This window comes from Streptomyces sp. VTCC 41912, assembly GCF_045799175.1.
Lineage (GTDB): Bacteria > Actinomycetota > Actinomycetes > Streptomycetales > Streptomycetaceae > Streptomyces > Streptomyces albulus_C.
Genome location: NZ_JBJMAB010000003.1, coordinates 329,084 through 343,550, shown reverse-complemented (window position 1 = coordinate 343,550; position 14,467 = coordinate 329,084). Strand labels below are relative to the sequence as shown.

At 71.1% G+C, this 14,467-nt stretch carries 11 protein-coding genes; 6 read left to right on the top strand and 5 right to left on the bottom strand.

Features of this window, described 5'->3' with window-relative positions:
- The first annotated feature begins 136 nt into the window (after positions 1 to 136).
- Together ACJ6WD_RS06945 and ACJ6WD_RS06940 are read left to right on the top strand one after the other, a co-directional pair.
- Positions 137 to 1,153, top strand: a complete 1,017-nt coding sequence (locus tag ACJ6WD_RS06945; RefSeq protein WP_233657174.1) for a cation diffusion facilitator family transporter — start codon at positions 137 to 139, stop codon at positions 1,151 to 1,153.
- 191 nt (positions 1,154 to 1,344) lie between these two features.
- Complete coding sequence (locus tag ACJ6WD_RS06940) at positions 1,345 to 2,418, top strand: hypothetical protein (protein WP_407615306.1); 1,074 nt, start codon at positions 1,345 to 1,347, stop codon at positions 2,416 to 2,418.
- Positions 2,419 to 2,448: 30 nt separating this feature from the next.
- On the opposite strand, the gene ACJ6WD_RS06935 is transcribed toward ACJ6WD_RS06940, so the two are convergent.
- Entirely contained in the window at positions 2,449 to 3,390 is a 942-nt protein-coding gene (locus tag ACJ6WD_RS06935) for an NADP-dependent oxidoreductase (RefSeq protein WP_382467935.1), read from the bottom strand.
- 188 nt (positions 3,391 to 3,578) lie between these two features.
- Here ACJ6WD_RS06935 and ACJ6WD_RS06930 point away from each other — a divergent pair, with 188 nt between their 5' ends.
- Positions 3,579 to 4,736, top strand: coding sequence for an ATP-binding cassette domain-containing protein (locus ACJ6WD_RS06930; RefSeq protein ID WP_407615305.1), 1,158 nt, complete (start codon positions 3,579 to 3,581; stop codon positions 4,734 to 4,736).
- A gap of 90 nt (positions 4,737 to 4,826) precedes the next feature.
- Here ACJ6WD_RS06930 and ACJ6WD_RS06925 read toward each other — a convergent pair whose 3' ends face one another.
- Genes ACJ6WD_RS06925 through ACJ6WD_RS06915 form a run of 3 tightly spaced genes read right to left on the bottom strand, consistent with a single transcriptional unit; the run spans position 4,827 to position 7,215 of the window.
- Positions 4,827 to 5,789 (bottom strand): ABC transporter substrate-binding protein, encoded by a 963-nt coding sequence (locus tag ACJ6WD_RS06925; protein ID WP_407615322.1) that lies wholly within the window; start codon positions 5,787 to 5,789, stop codon positions 4,827 to 4,829.
- Between the two features lie 23 nt (positions 5,790 to 5,812).
- Positions 5,813 to 6,487, bottom strand: a complete 675-nt coding sequence (locus ACJ6WD_RS06920; RefSeq protein ID WP_233657179.1) for an ABC transporter permease — start codon at positions 6,485 to 6,487, stop codon at positions 5,813 to 5,815.
- Positions 6,484 to 7,215 (bottom strand): ABC transporter permease, encoded by a 732-nt coding sequence (locus tag ACJ6WD_RS06915; RefSeq protein WP_233657180.1) that lies wholly within the window; start codon positions 7,213 to 7,215, stop codon positions 6,484 to 6,486. The genes ACJ6WD_RS06920 and ACJ6WD_RS06915 overlap by 4 nt, the downstream gene beginning before the upstream one ends.
- A gap of 304 nt (positions 7,216 to 7,519) precedes the next feature.
- On the opposite strand from ACJ6WD_RS06915, the gene ACJ6WD_RS06910 reads away from it, so the two are divergent.
- On the top strand, positions 7,520 to 8,317 hold the full coding sequence (locus ACJ6WD_RS06910; protein WP_407615304.1) for a polysaccharide deacetylase family protein: 798 nt from the start codon (positions 7,520 to 7,522) through the stop codon (positions 8,315 to 8,317).
- A gap of 175 nt (positions 8,318 to 8,492) precedes the next feature.
- Here the strand turns inward: ACJ6WD_RS06910 and ACJ6WD_RS06905 are convergent, their stop codons facing one another.
- Complete coding sequence (locus tag ACJ6WD_RS06905) at positions 8,493 to 9,773, bottom strand: esterase family protein (RefSeq protein ID WP_016578759.1); 1,281 nt, start codon at positions 9,771 to 9,773, stop codon at positions 8,493 to 8,495.
- Between the two features lie 750 nt (positions 9,774 to 10,523).
- Here ACJ6WD_RS06905 and ACJ6WD_RS06900 point away from each other — a divergent pair.
- Together ACJ6WD_RS06900 and metG are read left to right on the top strand one after the other, a co-directional pair.
- Entirely contained in the window at positions 10,524 to 12,218 is a 1,695-nt protein-coding gene (locus tag ACJ6WD_RS06900) for a VWA domain-containing protein (RefSeq protein ID WP_407615303.1), read from the top strand.
- A 378-nt stretch (positions 12,219 to 12,596) separates the two neighbouring features.
- Positions 12,597 to 14,312, top strand: a complete 1,716-nt coding sequence (metG, locus tag ACJ6WD_RS06895) for a methionine--tRNA ligase (RefSeq protein ID WP_233657183.1) — start codon at positions 12,597 to 12,599, stop codon at positions 14,310 to 14,312.
- Positions 14,313 to 14,467: the final 155 nt, after the last annotated feature.

Here is a 14,467-nt window from a genome sequence, read left to right as displayed (position 1 = left end):
ACACCGCTCTGACCAGGAACGATAGCCCGTTTGACGGTAATGACAACGGTCACCGGTGCAGCCTTTGGATCTTTTGTCGAAGTGCGGTTTGCTTCGCTGCGAGGAGCAAGGTGAAGCCAGGAGAAGGAGCGCGCCCATGTCCGAGCACGCCCACGGCGGGCACAGCCATGCACACAGCCACACCCATGCCGTATCCCCGGACGCCGATCGGCGCTGGCTGCGGGCCGCACTGATCCTGCTCACCGCCTACATGGCGATCGAGGTCGTCATCGGTTTCCTCGCGCAGTCACTCGCGCTGATCTCGGACGCCGCCCACATGCTCACCGACGCGGTGTCGATCGTGCTGGCGCTGGTCGCGATGCGGTTGGCCGCGAAGCCCGCACGGGGCGGGTACACCTACGGCCTCAAGCGCGCCGAGATCCTCTCCGCGCAGGCCAACGGCATCACCCTGCTCGTGCTCTCCCTCTGGCTGGCCTACGAGGCGGTCCAGCGGCTGATCTCGCCGCCCGAGGTCACCGGCGGGCTGGTGGTCATCACCGCGCTGTCCGGTGTGGTGGTGAACCTGATCTGCACCTGGTTCCTGTCGAAGGCCAACCGCTCCAGCTTGAACGTCGAGGGCGCCTACCAGCACATCCTCACCGACCTGTTCGGCTTCATCGCCACCGCGATCTCCGGTCTCGTCGTGCTGACCACCGGCTTCCAGCAGGCCGACGCGATCGCCTCGCTCGTCGTCGTCGCGCTGATGCTGAAGGCCGGCACGGGGCTCGTGCGGGAGTCCGGCCGGATCTTCATGGAGGCGGCGCCGGCCGGCATCGACCCGGACGCGCTGGGCGATCACCTGGTCGCCGCCGACCAGGTCGTCGAGGTGCACGACCTGCACATCTGGCAGATCACCTCGGGGCAGCCCGCGCTCTCCGCGCACATCCTGGTCGCCCCGGCGGGCGACTGCCACAAGGTCCGCCGCAGCCTTCAGGAGCTGCTGCGCACCGAGTACGGCATCACCCACGCCACGCTCCAGGTCGACCACCTCGGCGAACAGGACGAGGACGAGCTGCTGACCCTGGGCCCGCGGCCCTCCCCCGAGCACCCCTCCGGCAGCCACTGCGACGACTCCCACGGCCCCGTCCACCGCCCGGGACCGCACCGGCACTGACCGGCCGCCGCCGCGCGTCGAAGCAGCGGGCACCCCGCTGAGCAGCGCGCGGGCCCGCCCCGGCGCCGGGTCACCCGTGCGCCCGCCCGCCCTCGCGGTCACCCATTGGCACCCGTCCCGCTCGCGGCCGACCGGCGTACGGACTTGCCTGGAGATGGCAGCCATCGCCGTCGCAGGAAGGACCGGGACGCATGTCCGCGAGTGCACCCGCACGCGCCGACGGACGGGTGACGGCGGCGCGCTGCCCTCCAAGGCAGCCGCAGCGGGCCCGCTCGCTGGTCGGCGCCGCGCTGCTGCTGGTCGGAACCCTGTTGCTGCCACTGAGCCTGGCCGCCCTCTGGGCCCGCGCCGAACTCACCGACACCGAGCGCTACGTGGCCGCGGTCGCCCCGCTCGCCGGGAACCCCGCCGTACAGGACGCCATCGTCCGGGACGTCACCGACGGCGTGATGCCGCACGTGCGGCTGGACGGCCTGCTCAAGGTGGTGCCCCGCACCGAACGACCGGCACTGCGGCGGAAGTTCACCCGCGGCATCCGCGAGTTCGTCGACAAACAGGTGCGCCAGGTCGTCACCGGCCGCACCTTCCCCGCGATGTGGACCGGCGTGCACCGCACCGCCCACCGCACCCTGGACGGCACGCTGACCGCCTCCGGCGACGCCCCCGTCACCCTGGACCTCTCGCCGGTCATCGAGCGCGTCCGGCACCAGCTGTCCGGCAACGGGCTGGGCATCGACATCGTCCGCCGGGTGCCGCCCACCGGCGCCTCGATCGTGCTGCTGAAGTCCCCCGACGTGCCGCGCCTGCGGACCGGCTTCCAGGCCGCGCGCACCGGTGCGCTGTTCCTGCCGCCGGCCGCCGGGCTCTGCCTGCTGACCGGTCTGCTGCTGACCCGACGCCGCCGCCGGGCGCTGGTCTGCACGGCGGCCGGCTGCGCGGTCGCCTGCGCGCTCCTGACCACAGCACTGGCACTGCTCCGGGCCCGCCTCCTGGACGCGTTGCCGGCCACCGTCCCGCGCCCCGCCGCCGACGCCTACACCGATGCGCTGACCGCCTCCCTGCGTTCCGGCGCCTGGACCGCGGTCGGCGCGGCGGCGGTCACCATCGCCCTGACCGTCGCGGGCCCGCTGACGGTCCGCCTCCGTCGCGCCCTGCCGTCGGCCCGTCAGGACGACGCGGTGCCCTGGTGGGCGGCGTGCCCCGGCGTGCGGAACGTGCGACGTGGTGGCCGGCGCGGGCCCGCCGAGGACCGTCCACGCCGGTGACGGCCCGCTCGGGACCGAGGGCGGGCGCCCTCAGATCGCCAGGACCGTCTTGCCCTGCGCCCGCCCGGTGCGGCTGGCGGCCAGCGCTTCGGGGGCCTCCTCCAAGGGGACTTCGAGCCCCACCAGGACCGTCAGGCGGCCCGCGTCGAGGTGGCCGGCGAGGATCTCCAGGAGTTGCGGGGAGGGGCGGTTGACGAAGTTGAAGCCGCGCAGGTTGTGCTCGGTGAGGACGTCGGCGTCGGCGGAGCCGATCAGCGAGACCGCCACACCGCCGTCCCGCACGGTCCGGGTCAGCTCGACGAACCCCGCCGCGTCGCTGGTCATGTCGATCAGCACGTCCACCCCGTCCGGACGGCTCGCCAGGACCTGGTCGGCGATCGGCCCCGCGGTGTGGTCGACGGTCTCCGCGGCCCCCAGCGTGCGCATCAACTCCGCCTTGGCCGGACGGGCGGTGGCGATCACCTCCGCGCCTCGACCGGCCGCGATCTGGGTCACGAAGGTGCCGACCCCGCCGGTGGCGCCCACGATCAGCACCTGCCGGCCCTCGCCGATCCGAGTCTCCTCGACCAGGTTGTAGGCGGTCATCCCGGCCGTCGGAACGGCGGCTGAGGTGGCGTAGGTAACGCTGCGGGCGGCCAGGGCGATGGCGCCCTCGTCGGCCACGGCGAATTCGGCGTACGAACCGCCGCCCCGATCCGGCCGCTGGAACTGGCCGAACACCGGATCCCCGACGGTGAAGCGCCGCACACCACTCCCGACCGCGACCACCTCGCCGGCTCCGTCCGCCCCCAGCACCAGCGGGAACTTCGCGTGGACGGCCTCCCCGAACATGCCGTCGGCGAGCTTCCAGTCGACGGGGTTGAGCCCGGCGGCGGCCAGCCGCACCAGAACCTCACCGGGCCCCGGCTCAGGCTGCGGCAGCTCCATGAGCTGCGGGTCCGCACCGAAGGCGTTGACTGCTACGGCTCTCATGTGGCGTTCCCTTCCACCCTTCCGAGGAGCGGCCGGAGTGGATCGTAAGCACGCCGGCCGGGCCGGGTGCGGCAGGACGGGAGGCGGTGCCCCGGAAGCAACTCGTACGGCCCCCGTCCCCGTTCCGTTTCCCCACTCGATTGCCCGCATGACGGGACCGGTCCGGGGCAGCGGGATTCAATGGCGCAATGATCCGGTTCGAGTCGGTCACCAAGCGCTATCCCGACGGGACCACCGCTGTCGACGACCTCTCGTTCGACGTCGACGAGGGTGAGCTGGTCACCTTGGTCGGACCGTCCGGGTGCGGCAAGACGACGACGATGATGATGGTGAACCGGCTGATCGACCCCACGAGTGGACGGATCTTCGTCGACGACGCGGACGTGTCCGGTGTCGACCCGGTCCGGCTGCGCCGCGGGATCGGCTACGTCATCCAGCAGACCGGGCTCTTCCCGCACCGCACCGTCCTCGACAACACCGCGACCGTGCCCGTCCTGACCGGCTGGAAGCGGGCCAAGGCGCGGGAGCGGGCCGCCGAACTCCTCGACCTGGTCGGGCTGGATCCGGGCATCTACGGCACGCGCTACCCCGATCAGCTCTCCGGTGGTCAGCGGCAGCGGGTCGGGGTGGCCCGCGCCCTGGCGGCCGATCCGCCGGTGCTGCTGATGGACGAGCCGTTCGGCGCCGTCGACCCGGTCGTCCGGGACCGCCTCCAGAAGGAGTTCCTGCGGCTCCAGGCCACCATGCACAAGACGGTGCTGTTGGTCACCCACGACATCGAGGAGGCCATCCGGCTCGGCGACCGGATCGCCGTCTACGGCGACGGGCGGATCGAGCAGTTCGACACCCCGGCGCGGGTGCTGGGCGCACCCGCCACGCCCTACGTCGCCGAATTCGTGGGCGCCGACCGGGCGTTGAAGCAACTCTCGGTGACCGCCATCGACCGCGCCGACCTGGAGCGCCCGCCGTTCGCCCGGCTCGCCGAGCCGGCCGCGGAGGCAGTGGCCCGGCTGCGGGCCGAAGGAGCGCGCTGGGCGGTGGTACTGGACGCCGACGGGGCGCTGCACGGCTGGGTGGGCACCGAGCGTCTGGCGGGCGCCGGGGGAACCGTGGCGGACCATGCGCGGCGGATGGAGGCGTGGATCCCGGCGTCCGGAACCCTCAAGGCGGCGTTCAGCGAAATGCTGAAGCACGACGCCGGTTGGATCGCGGTCCTGGACGGTCGGCGCTTCTTGGGCGTCCTGACCCCGACCACCCTGCACGAGGCGCTGCGCCGCACCATCACCCCGGAGGACCGTGAGGTCTCGCGGGGACGGCCGGAGGTGGACTCGGTCCCGACGGAATGAGGGGCGGCCGGGGCGTGGCGTTTCACGTGAAACACCCACCCAGGCCGTCGCTCCCGGTGGGTGTTTCACGTGAAACGTCTCCCGTCCCGGTCAGCCCTTCAACAGACCTTTCGACACCAGGTAGTTGTGCGCCACGTCGGCGGGGAGCCGACGCCAGCTGTCGACCTGCTCGTTGAGATGGGCCAGATCTTCGGTGGTCAGCACGTGATTGAGGCGGTTCAGAGCGGCGGCCGGGCGGGCGCTGCCAGCCCGGGCGCGGTTGACGACGGGGACGACGTAGTCGGCGTTCTGGAGTTTCCGGTCGTCGACGAGGACGACGAGACCGAACTGGTCGAGAGTGGCGTCCGTGCTGGTCGTCAGCACCATCTGGTCCTGGCCGTTCTGCACCGCCTGTTTCGCGGGCGTGGTGCCGACACCCTTGGGATCCACGGCGGTGATGTCGATGCCGTACGTCTTCCGCAGGCCCGGTGCGCAGAACGGCCGTTGGACGCACTCGTCACCCGCCGCCAGCCGTACCGGCAGCTTGGCGCGGCCCAGGTCGCTGAGGGTGCGCAGGTGGTGCTCGGCGGCGTAGGCGGCACGCACCGCGAAGGCGTTCTGGTCGACGGCCCGGCCCGCCGGGAGGACGGTCAGACCACGCGGGGCGGCGAGGCGGCGCAGGGCGGTCATGGTGCGGTCCAGGTCGGGGGAGGCGACGGGGGCGGCCTCGGGGCCGTGCTCCTTGGCGTTGAGCCAGTCCGCGAAGGTGGCGGCGTACTCCGGGACGACATCGATCTGGCCGGCCTCCAGCGCGGGTTCGTACAGCTCGCGGTTGCCGACGGTGAGGACCTGGGTGCGGTAGCCCGCGTGGCCGAGCAGCGCCGCGTACATCTGGGCCAGCAACTCGCTCTCGGTGAAACCGGCCGAGCCGATGGCGAGATCGCGGCTGTCGCCGGGCGGGGCGGTGACCGCACCCCGGTGTTCCAGCGACGGCCCACCGGCGCAGGAGACCAGCCCGCACAGGACGGCCAGGGCGCTCGACGCACCGAGCGCGCCCCGGACCGGGCGGAGCAGGGCCGAGCCCGCACGCCACGCCCTCACCGGGTCCGCCCGCGCGCCCTCGCCGGGGCGAACCGCTGGACCAGCTCGAACACGGCCTCCATCAACAACGCGAACACCGCGACCACCACCGCGCCGGCCACCACCTGCGGGGTACTGGCCAGATTGAAGCCGGCGGTGATGATGCGGCCGAGCCCGCCGCCGCCCACCAGGGCGGCCAGCGTGGCGGTGGCGACGAGCTGCACGGCGGCGATCCGCACCCCGGTCAACACCAGCGGCAGGGCGAGCGGCGCCTCCACCCGCCACACCAGCTGCATCCCGGTCATCCCCATGCCCCGGGCGGCCCGGACCACGTCCTGGTCCACCTCGCGCATCCCGACGTAGGCATTGGTCAGCAGCGGCGGCACGGCGAACAGCACCAGCGCGATGACCGTCGGCCACTCCCCGTGCCGCCCGATCGGGGTCAGCAGGAGCAGGACGAGGACCGCGAAGGTCGGCACCGCACGGCCGACGTTGGCGAGATTGACCGCGAGGGCACCACCGCGGCCCAGATGGCCCAGCGTCAGCGCGATCGGCAGGGCGATGAGGGCACTGAGGACGAGGCAGGCGAAGGTGAGCACGGCGTGCTGGGCGAGCCGGTGCCCGATGCCGTTCTCGCCCGACCAGTTGGCAGCGGTGGTCAGCCAGGACCAGACGGCGGCGGGGGTGCTCACGCCCGCCGTCCGGAGGCGGTGAGCGGCCGTCGCCCGCGGGCCGGTCGCGAGCTGCGGCCGGCCCGCCGCCACGGAGTGAGCAGGCGTTCCAGGCCGAGCAGCAGCAGGTCGAAGGCGACCGCGATGAGCACGCAGAGGACGGACGCGGTCAGCACCTGCGCCTTGAAGTAGGAGTTCATGCCGGCGTAGATGAGGTTGCCCAACCCGCCGTAGCCGACGATCGCGCCGACGGTGGTCAGGGCGACCGCGGAGACCGTGGCGATGCGCAGACCGGCCATCGCGGCGGGCACCGCCAACGGCAGTTCCACCGTCAGCAACTGCCGCATCGGCCCGTACCCCATGCCCCGGGCGGCCTCCGTGGCGCCGGCCGGCACGCCGTCGAGGCCCGCGAGGAGGTTCCGGACCAGCAGGGTGAGGGAGTAGAGCGCCAGGCCGACCACGACGAGGGTGGCGGAGAGGCCGTAGACCGGCAGCAGCAGCGAGAACATCGCCAACGACGGGATCGTGTAGAGCACGGTGGTGATGCCGAGGACCGGCCCGACCGTCCACCGTCGGCGGCGGGCCAGCAGCGCCAGCGGGACGGCGATCACCAGCCCGAGGCCCACCGAGACCACGGTCAACTGCACGTGCTGGCCGACCGCGTCGAGCAGGATCTGGCGGCGGGTGCTCAGGTAGTCGGCGCAGATCCAGTCGTTGCGGGCCAGGCAGTCGTCCGGCGGGGCGGTCACAGCAGCAGTTCACCGCGGGTGCGGTGGGGTGTCGCGCGGGGTGCGTCCGATCGGGCTGTTGCCAGCGCCACACCCCACCCCCCTCTATACACATGGTGTGTACCCCCTATGTATAGTCCTGGGAGTCCGTTCGGAAGGCGATCGGCGCGCCGGGCCACGGCCCGTTCGCGTCCGCTTCGCCATGCCCGGAGTCCGGGACGCGGACGCTCCGGGCACCGCCCGTGGGCGCAGGGATCCGAGGAACACGGCCGAGAACTCCACAGCCGCCGGCTCACCGGCGAACGACTCCAGGAAAGACACCGCAATGCCGAAGCAGATATCCGCGACCCGCCGCTCGTCCGTACTCGGGCTGCTGACGGCCGCCTCCCTGGCCCTGGCCCTCAGCGGCTGCGCCTCGTACGACGTCACCACACCGGCCGACGCCCGAGCCGACGCCGCGACGAGCGACGCCAAGGCCCAGGACGCGAAGGCCGGAGCCGGTGACGGTGCCGTCGACTGCCGCAAGGCCAAGTGCGTGGCGCTGACCTTCGACGCGGGCCCGAGCGAGAACACCAACCGGCTGCTGGACATCCTCAAGGAGAACAAGGCCCACGCCACGTTCTTCATGCTCGGCAAGAACCACATCGCCGAGCGCCCCGCCGAGGTGAAGCGGATCGACGCCGAGGGCCACGAGCTGGCCAACCACACCTGGTCCCACAAGATCCTCACGGAGATCAAGCCGGACGAGGCCAAGCGCGAACTGTCCCGGGTCCAGGAGGACGTCCGCAAGATCACCGGCAAGACGCCCACGCTGATGCGCCCGCCGCAGGGCCGGACCGACGAAGAGGTCTCCAAGATCAGCAAGGAGCTCGGCCTGGCGCAGGTCCTGTGGAGCGTGACCGCGAAGGACTACCAGACCACCGACTCGGACCTGATCACCAAGCGGGTGCTCGACCAGACCAAGCGCGACGGCATCATCCTGCTGCACGACATCTACAAGGGCACCGTGCCGGCCGTCCCCGGCATCCTCAAGGAGCTCAAGAAGCACGGCTACACGGTCGTCACCGTGTCGCAGCTGCTCGCCCCGGCGAAGCCGGAACCGGGGATGGTCTACCGGCCGTGAACCGGGCCCGTCGGGACGGGCCGAGGTCCCGCTGGGGCGGGGCCCCGCGTCCCGGACGGTGCGGCCGGAGAGGGGAGCCGCGTCCTCACACGGGGGAGCGACCGCATGACGAAGGGGGCACCGGACCCTGTCCGGCGCCCCCTTCGCGCACGTCACCGCCCTGCCGGCGGTCGCGTCAGCCCTGCGGGCGCTCCGCCTCCACCCGCTTGTGGGACCGGTCGTCGGCCGGCGCCTGCCCCTTGGCTGCGCCCTTCTCCCCGCCCGGTGCCGGCTTCTGTGGCGCGTTCGGCTCGGTGTCCTGCGGGAACGTCAGCTGCTGGCTCTGCCATTCCAGGGCCGGCACGACCTCCCTGCGCCAGGTCCCGAACTGGTGGCTGCCGCGGGGCAGGATGATCGAGTCGACCCGCATCGGCGCCTTCACCGCGTGGATGAACTTCATGGTGTCGCCGTAGTCCGACTCGCCCTGTCGGCTGCTGGCCACCAGCGCGGAGACCTGCGGCGCGGGCAGGTGCTGCAACCTCCACAGCAGATCGTGCTCGTGCTGACGCTGGGCACCGGTCGGACCGGGGCCGAAGAGGCTGCCGGTGGTCAGGTCGTCCTTGATCGCGTAGTCACCGGAGAGCGAGACCGCGGAGGTGTACGCCTGCGGGTTGCGCATCGCCAGCTGGAGCGAGCAGGTGCCACCGGACGAGTATCCGAACGCCCCCCAGGCACTGGGGTCGTGGCCCACCCGGTAGGCCGACTTCATGGCGTCCGGCAGGTCCTTGGTGAAGAACGTCTCGGCCTGCGGGCCGCCCGGCACATCCACGCACTCGGTGTCGCGCGGCGGCGCGATGGTCGGCCGCACCATCACGATCACGGTCGGCTGCATCTTGCCCTGCGCGATCAGCCGACCGGCGTTCTGCGGGATCTGCAGGTGCTGCGCGAGGTTCATGATCCCGCCGGGGTAGCCGCTGATGACGACCATGACGGGGAACCGCTGTCGGTGGAACTGCTGCTGGAAGTACTGCGGCGGCAGATAGACGAAGCCCGGGTTGATGGCCCGGGTGCGGCGGCCGATGATCCGCACCGACTCGACCTTGCCCACCTTGTCCGCCGGGCCCTTCGGCAGTCCGGTCACCCGGTCGAGCCCCTGGGGGCCGGCGGGCTGGATCAGTCCGCCCTTGATGTTGCCGACCGTGGCGTACTGCCCGTCCCCCTGGCTCACCGAGGCTGGTGCCTGATCGTTGTTGCCCAGCAGCTCGTCCCAGTTGCCGTAGAACTCGAAGTTCGTGTTCACGGCGAGGGCGAGCGCAGCCACGATCGACACCTGGGTGACCACGATGGCCCCCAGCCTCCCCAACACGTGACGCCACCCGTTCCGCGACAGTCGGGGCCAGAGCCACACCGTCGCGGCGACACAGACCACCGCCAGCACGATCACTGTGATTTCGAGCGACTGACTGGTCAGCCCCATGCGCCCACATCTCCCGTCACCCTCGAAAGGGTTCTTGCCTTCTCACCGGCCGCCCCCCGAGGCACAACGGGCGGCTCAGGACAATGGTCACCGGAGAAGACGGACGCATCCGCGAATCGGATACCTGCGCGACTTACTTCTTACCGAGCTCTTGCCTGTTCGTTTCCCCCACGTGATGTGCGCAAGCGGGGCCGCAAGATCCGTGACAACTGACCGCACCACGCTCATGTTTCACGTGAAACGAAGCACGGGTGAACAGCTGGCGACAAAACACCCTCTTCGGGACTGACAACACCGATATCCGGCGAACCTCCATCACCCCCACCTGAACTTGCCCTTGCATCGGAGTAGTTGAGGCATCCACCGCTCCGCCCGGAACCCCCGTGACAGTCCGTCGACAATTTCGCTATCCGTCACAATGGGCATCTCATACGTAACTTCTGCACCACGAATGCGGTCAAGAGCCGCCATACGAGCGACAGGAACGCCCCTTTGAAAACGATCAATCGGGCTTTCCCTGGAAGAGCGCGCGCCCTATTCGCGTGGCCCGACATGCGCTTTCCGGCCCGACGCCGCGCCGACCGAAACCCTCGCCCCGCCCAACACCCTCGTATGGCCCAGCAACCGAGCCGCGGGTTCCCGCGATCAAGTCGGTGCAGACCGCTACCCTTACGTATCCGTCCTGGTCAGGGACATGTCCGCGCTTCACGGACATTCGCCGCACCCACCACACGCAAGAGAGGTCAGCCGATGGGCATTCGGAGTCTGCTGCGCAACGCTTTCGGTCGTTCCAAGGCGACCCGTGACGGATCCGGCGCGGCCCGGAACAATGCCGACCAGCCCGAGTCGGCAACGATCCCGGAGGCCCGCGAGGAATCCACCCCCGCTCCGGCCACCCCGACCACCACCGCGCCCCCCGAGGCCGAGGTCCCGGCCGCCCGCACGGCACCCGGCGAAACCTCCGGGCCGGCACCCGCCCCGGCCACCGCCTCGCTGCCCGCCCAGAGCGGCCCGGTCGAGCGCGCACCGGAGCCCCCCACGAAGGTGGAGCCGACGCGGGACGAGGCCCCGGTCCGGGACGAGGCGACCGCCGAGAAGGCCACGACCGACGCGACGGACGAGCCGGTGGCCGCCGTCGAGGCGACCGAGTCGGCCCGGCCCAAGGAGACCGACGCGGCCGCCGACGCGGGCACGGTGAAGGTCGTGGAACAGCGCGCGGCGACGCACGAGAACACGCGCGAGGCAGAACAAACGGCAGAAGAAGCGGCACCCACCGCGGCTGCCGCGGGCACCGACAGCGCCGCCGACCTGGTCAGCCAGGCGTTCGACGGCCCCGCTCCCTCCACCGCACCGACCACGACGGCCGACGCCCCCGCGCCGGAGGCTGACGAGCAGCCGGCACCGGTCGAGAAGGCCGAGAAGACTGAGAAGGCCGAGGCTGACGTCGAAGCAGCGGCGCAGCCGGCCGCCGACGCCGACACGGCAGCCGGGGAAGCCACGGAAGAGGCCGCGGGCGCGTCGACGGCCGAGGTCACCAAGGCTCCTGAGAAGGCCCCCGAAGCGGCACCCAAGGCGACCGTCGAGGCGGACGCCGAGGCAACTGCGGCCAACGAACCGGCAGTAGAGGCAGAGGCGACCCCGGAGGCGACCACCCCGCCCGTCGACGAGCCGGCGCCTGCCGAGTCCGTCGCCGCCGCGCCAGCACCGGCCGCCGTCTCCACGGAGACCGCCGCGGACGACTCCGTCCACACGGTCGCCCCCGACCTCCTCCCCCTCTACGAGGCCGCGCGCGCCACTCTGGAGAAGCACGAGCTCACCACCCAGCGCGCCACCGTCTACCTGGTCCTCGACCGCTCCGGCTCGATGCGCAGCTACTACAAGGACGGCACGGTCCAGCACCTCGCCGAGCAGGCCCTCGGCCTCTCCGCGCACCTCGACGACGAGGCCACCGTCCCGGTCGTCTTCTTCTCCACCGACGTCGACGGCTCCGCCGACCTGGATCTGACCAACTACGCAGGCCGCATCGAGGAACTGCACTCCGGCCTCGGCCACATGGGGCGGACCAACTACCACTGGGCCATCGAGGCCGTCGTCGCGCACTACAAGAAGTCGGGCTCCAGCCACCCCGCCTTCGTCATCTTCCAGACCGACGGTGCGCCGACCTCCAAGCCCGCCGCCGAGCGGGCCCTGTGCGAAGCGGCCGGACTGCCCATCTTCTGGCAGTTCATCGGCTTCGGTGATCCGGAGGCCAAGGGCTTCGACTTCCTCCGGAAGCTCGACGACCTGACCGTCCCGGAGAAGCGCGCCGTCGACAACGCCGGCTTCTTCCACGCCGGGCGCGACCCGCGCAGCCTCTCCCACGACGCGCTCTACCAGCAGCTGATGGTCGAGTTCCCCGAGTGGCTCACCGAGGCCCGCGCCGCCAAGGTCCTCAAGGACAGCTGACGCTCCGCGCCCGCGCCACTCAGGCCGCGGCAGGCCCCGACCGGGTCCTGCCGCGGCCTGTTTCCTTTTCCACGCCGCCGTCCGACCTCGTGTCCGCCTCTCCCGGCCGCCCTCGGCGCGCGGGGAAGGTTTCACGTGAAACGGCCCTCTTCCACCGTGTTTCACGTGAAACGAGACGGAGGGGCGCACGGCGGGTGCGTGATGATGGACGGGAAGGGGAGGGCTCGTTTCACGGGAAACGGACGGGGCGAGCCGCCGCCCAGCGACCTCCTTCAGGCCCGAAAATACTCGGGCGGGGACCTGCACCCCGTCCAGTACGATATTGACGTTGCGTAAAGCAAATCATCACTCACCGTAGCGACTTGGGAGCAGCCGGCAATGGCTCGACACCTCATCACCAGCGCCCTTCCGTACATCAACGGGATCAAGCACCTGGGCAACATGGTGGGGTCCATGCTCCCGGCCGATGTGTACTCCCGCTACCTGCGGCAGCGCGGGCACGACGTCCTCTACATCTGCGCGACCGACGAGCACGGCACGCCCGCCGAGCTGGCCGCGAAGGACGCGGGGCAGTCCGTCGCCGTGTTCTGCGCCGAGCAGCACGACAAGCAGAAGGCGATCTACGACGGCTTCGGCTTGGAGTTCGACCACTTCGGCCGGAGTTCCTCGCAGGAGAACGTCGAGCTGACCCAGCACTTCGCACGCAAGCTGCACGAGAACGGCTTCATCGAGCAGCGGGCCATCCGCCAGGTCTACTCGAACGCCGACGGCCGCTTCCTCCCGGACCGCTACATCGTCGGCACCTGCCCGCACTGCGGCTACGACAAGGCGCGCGGCGACCAGTGCGAGAACTGCACCCGAGTCCTGGACCCGACGGACCTGATCGACGCCCGCTCGGCGATCAGCGGCAGCGGTGACCTGGAGGTCCGCGAGACCACCCACCTCTTCCTCCTCCAGTCCAAGCTCCAGGTCGAGGTCGAGGGCTGGCTGGCCGGCAACGGCAGCAAGGAATGGCCGACCCTGGCGTCCTCCATCGCCCACAAGTGGCTGACCGAGGGCCTCCAGGACCGGGCGATCACCCGTGACCTGGACTGGGGCGTGCCGGTGCCGGCCGACGTGTGGCCCGAGCTGGCCGCCGAGGGCAAGGTCTTCTACGTCTGGTTCGACGCCCCGATCGAGTACATCGGCTCGACGAAGGAGTGGGCGGACCAGGCGCCGGAGGAGCGCGACTGGAAGTCGTGGTGGTACGAGGCCGACGACGTGCGCTACACGGAGTTCATGGCCAAGGACAACGTGCCGTTCCACAGCGTGATGTTCCCGGCGACGCAGCTGGGCACCCGCGAGCCGTGGAAGCGGGTGGACTTCCTCAAGGCGTTCAACTGGCTCAACTACTACGGCGGGAAGTTCTCCACGTCGCAGCAGCGCGGCATCTTCACCGACGCGGCGCTGGAGCTGCTGCCCGCCGACTACTGGCGCTACTTCCTGATGGCGCACGCCCCGGAGTCGGACGACACGTCCTTCACCTGGGAGCTGTTCTCCTCCTCGGTCAACAAGGATCTGGCCGACACCCTCGGCAACTTCGTCAACCGCGTGCTCTCGTTCTCGCGGAAGCGGTTCGGTGACGACGTGCCGGCCGGTGCCGAGGCCGGTGCCGCCGAGCAGAAGCTGGGCGAGGAGATCGCCGGGCTGCTCGCGGAGTACGAGGGCCACATGGAGGCGCTCCAGTTCCGCAAGGCGACGGCCTCGCTTCGGGCGCTGTGGAGCGCGGGCAACTCCTACCTGGAGGAGAAGGCCCCGTGGCTGGAGATCAAGACGGACAAGGACGCGGCGGCGCTGACGCTGCGGACCGCGATGAACCTCATCCACCTCTACGCGGTGGTCTCCGAGCCGTTCATCCCGGCGTCGGCGAAGGCCATGCGCGGTGCGTTCGCGCTGGAGGGCGACACCGCGACCTGGGTGTCGCAGGAGGAGGCGAAGGCGCTGGCGTTCGTGCCCGCCGGGACGTCCTTCACCGTGCCGCCGGTGCTCTTCGCGAAGATCACCGAGGATGACCTGGCCGCGTACCGGGAGCGGTTCGGCGGTGACGAGGGCTGAGGCCCGACGCCCGCAGCTGACGGGAAGTACGGCGGCGCCCCTGGACCGATCCGGTCCAGGGGCGCCGTCGTCCGTGCGGGCCCCGCGCGCAGGTGCCGCGGGATGCGCGAGGGCCCGGGACCGCGGTGGCGGTCCCGGGCCCTCGTCCGGTGCTG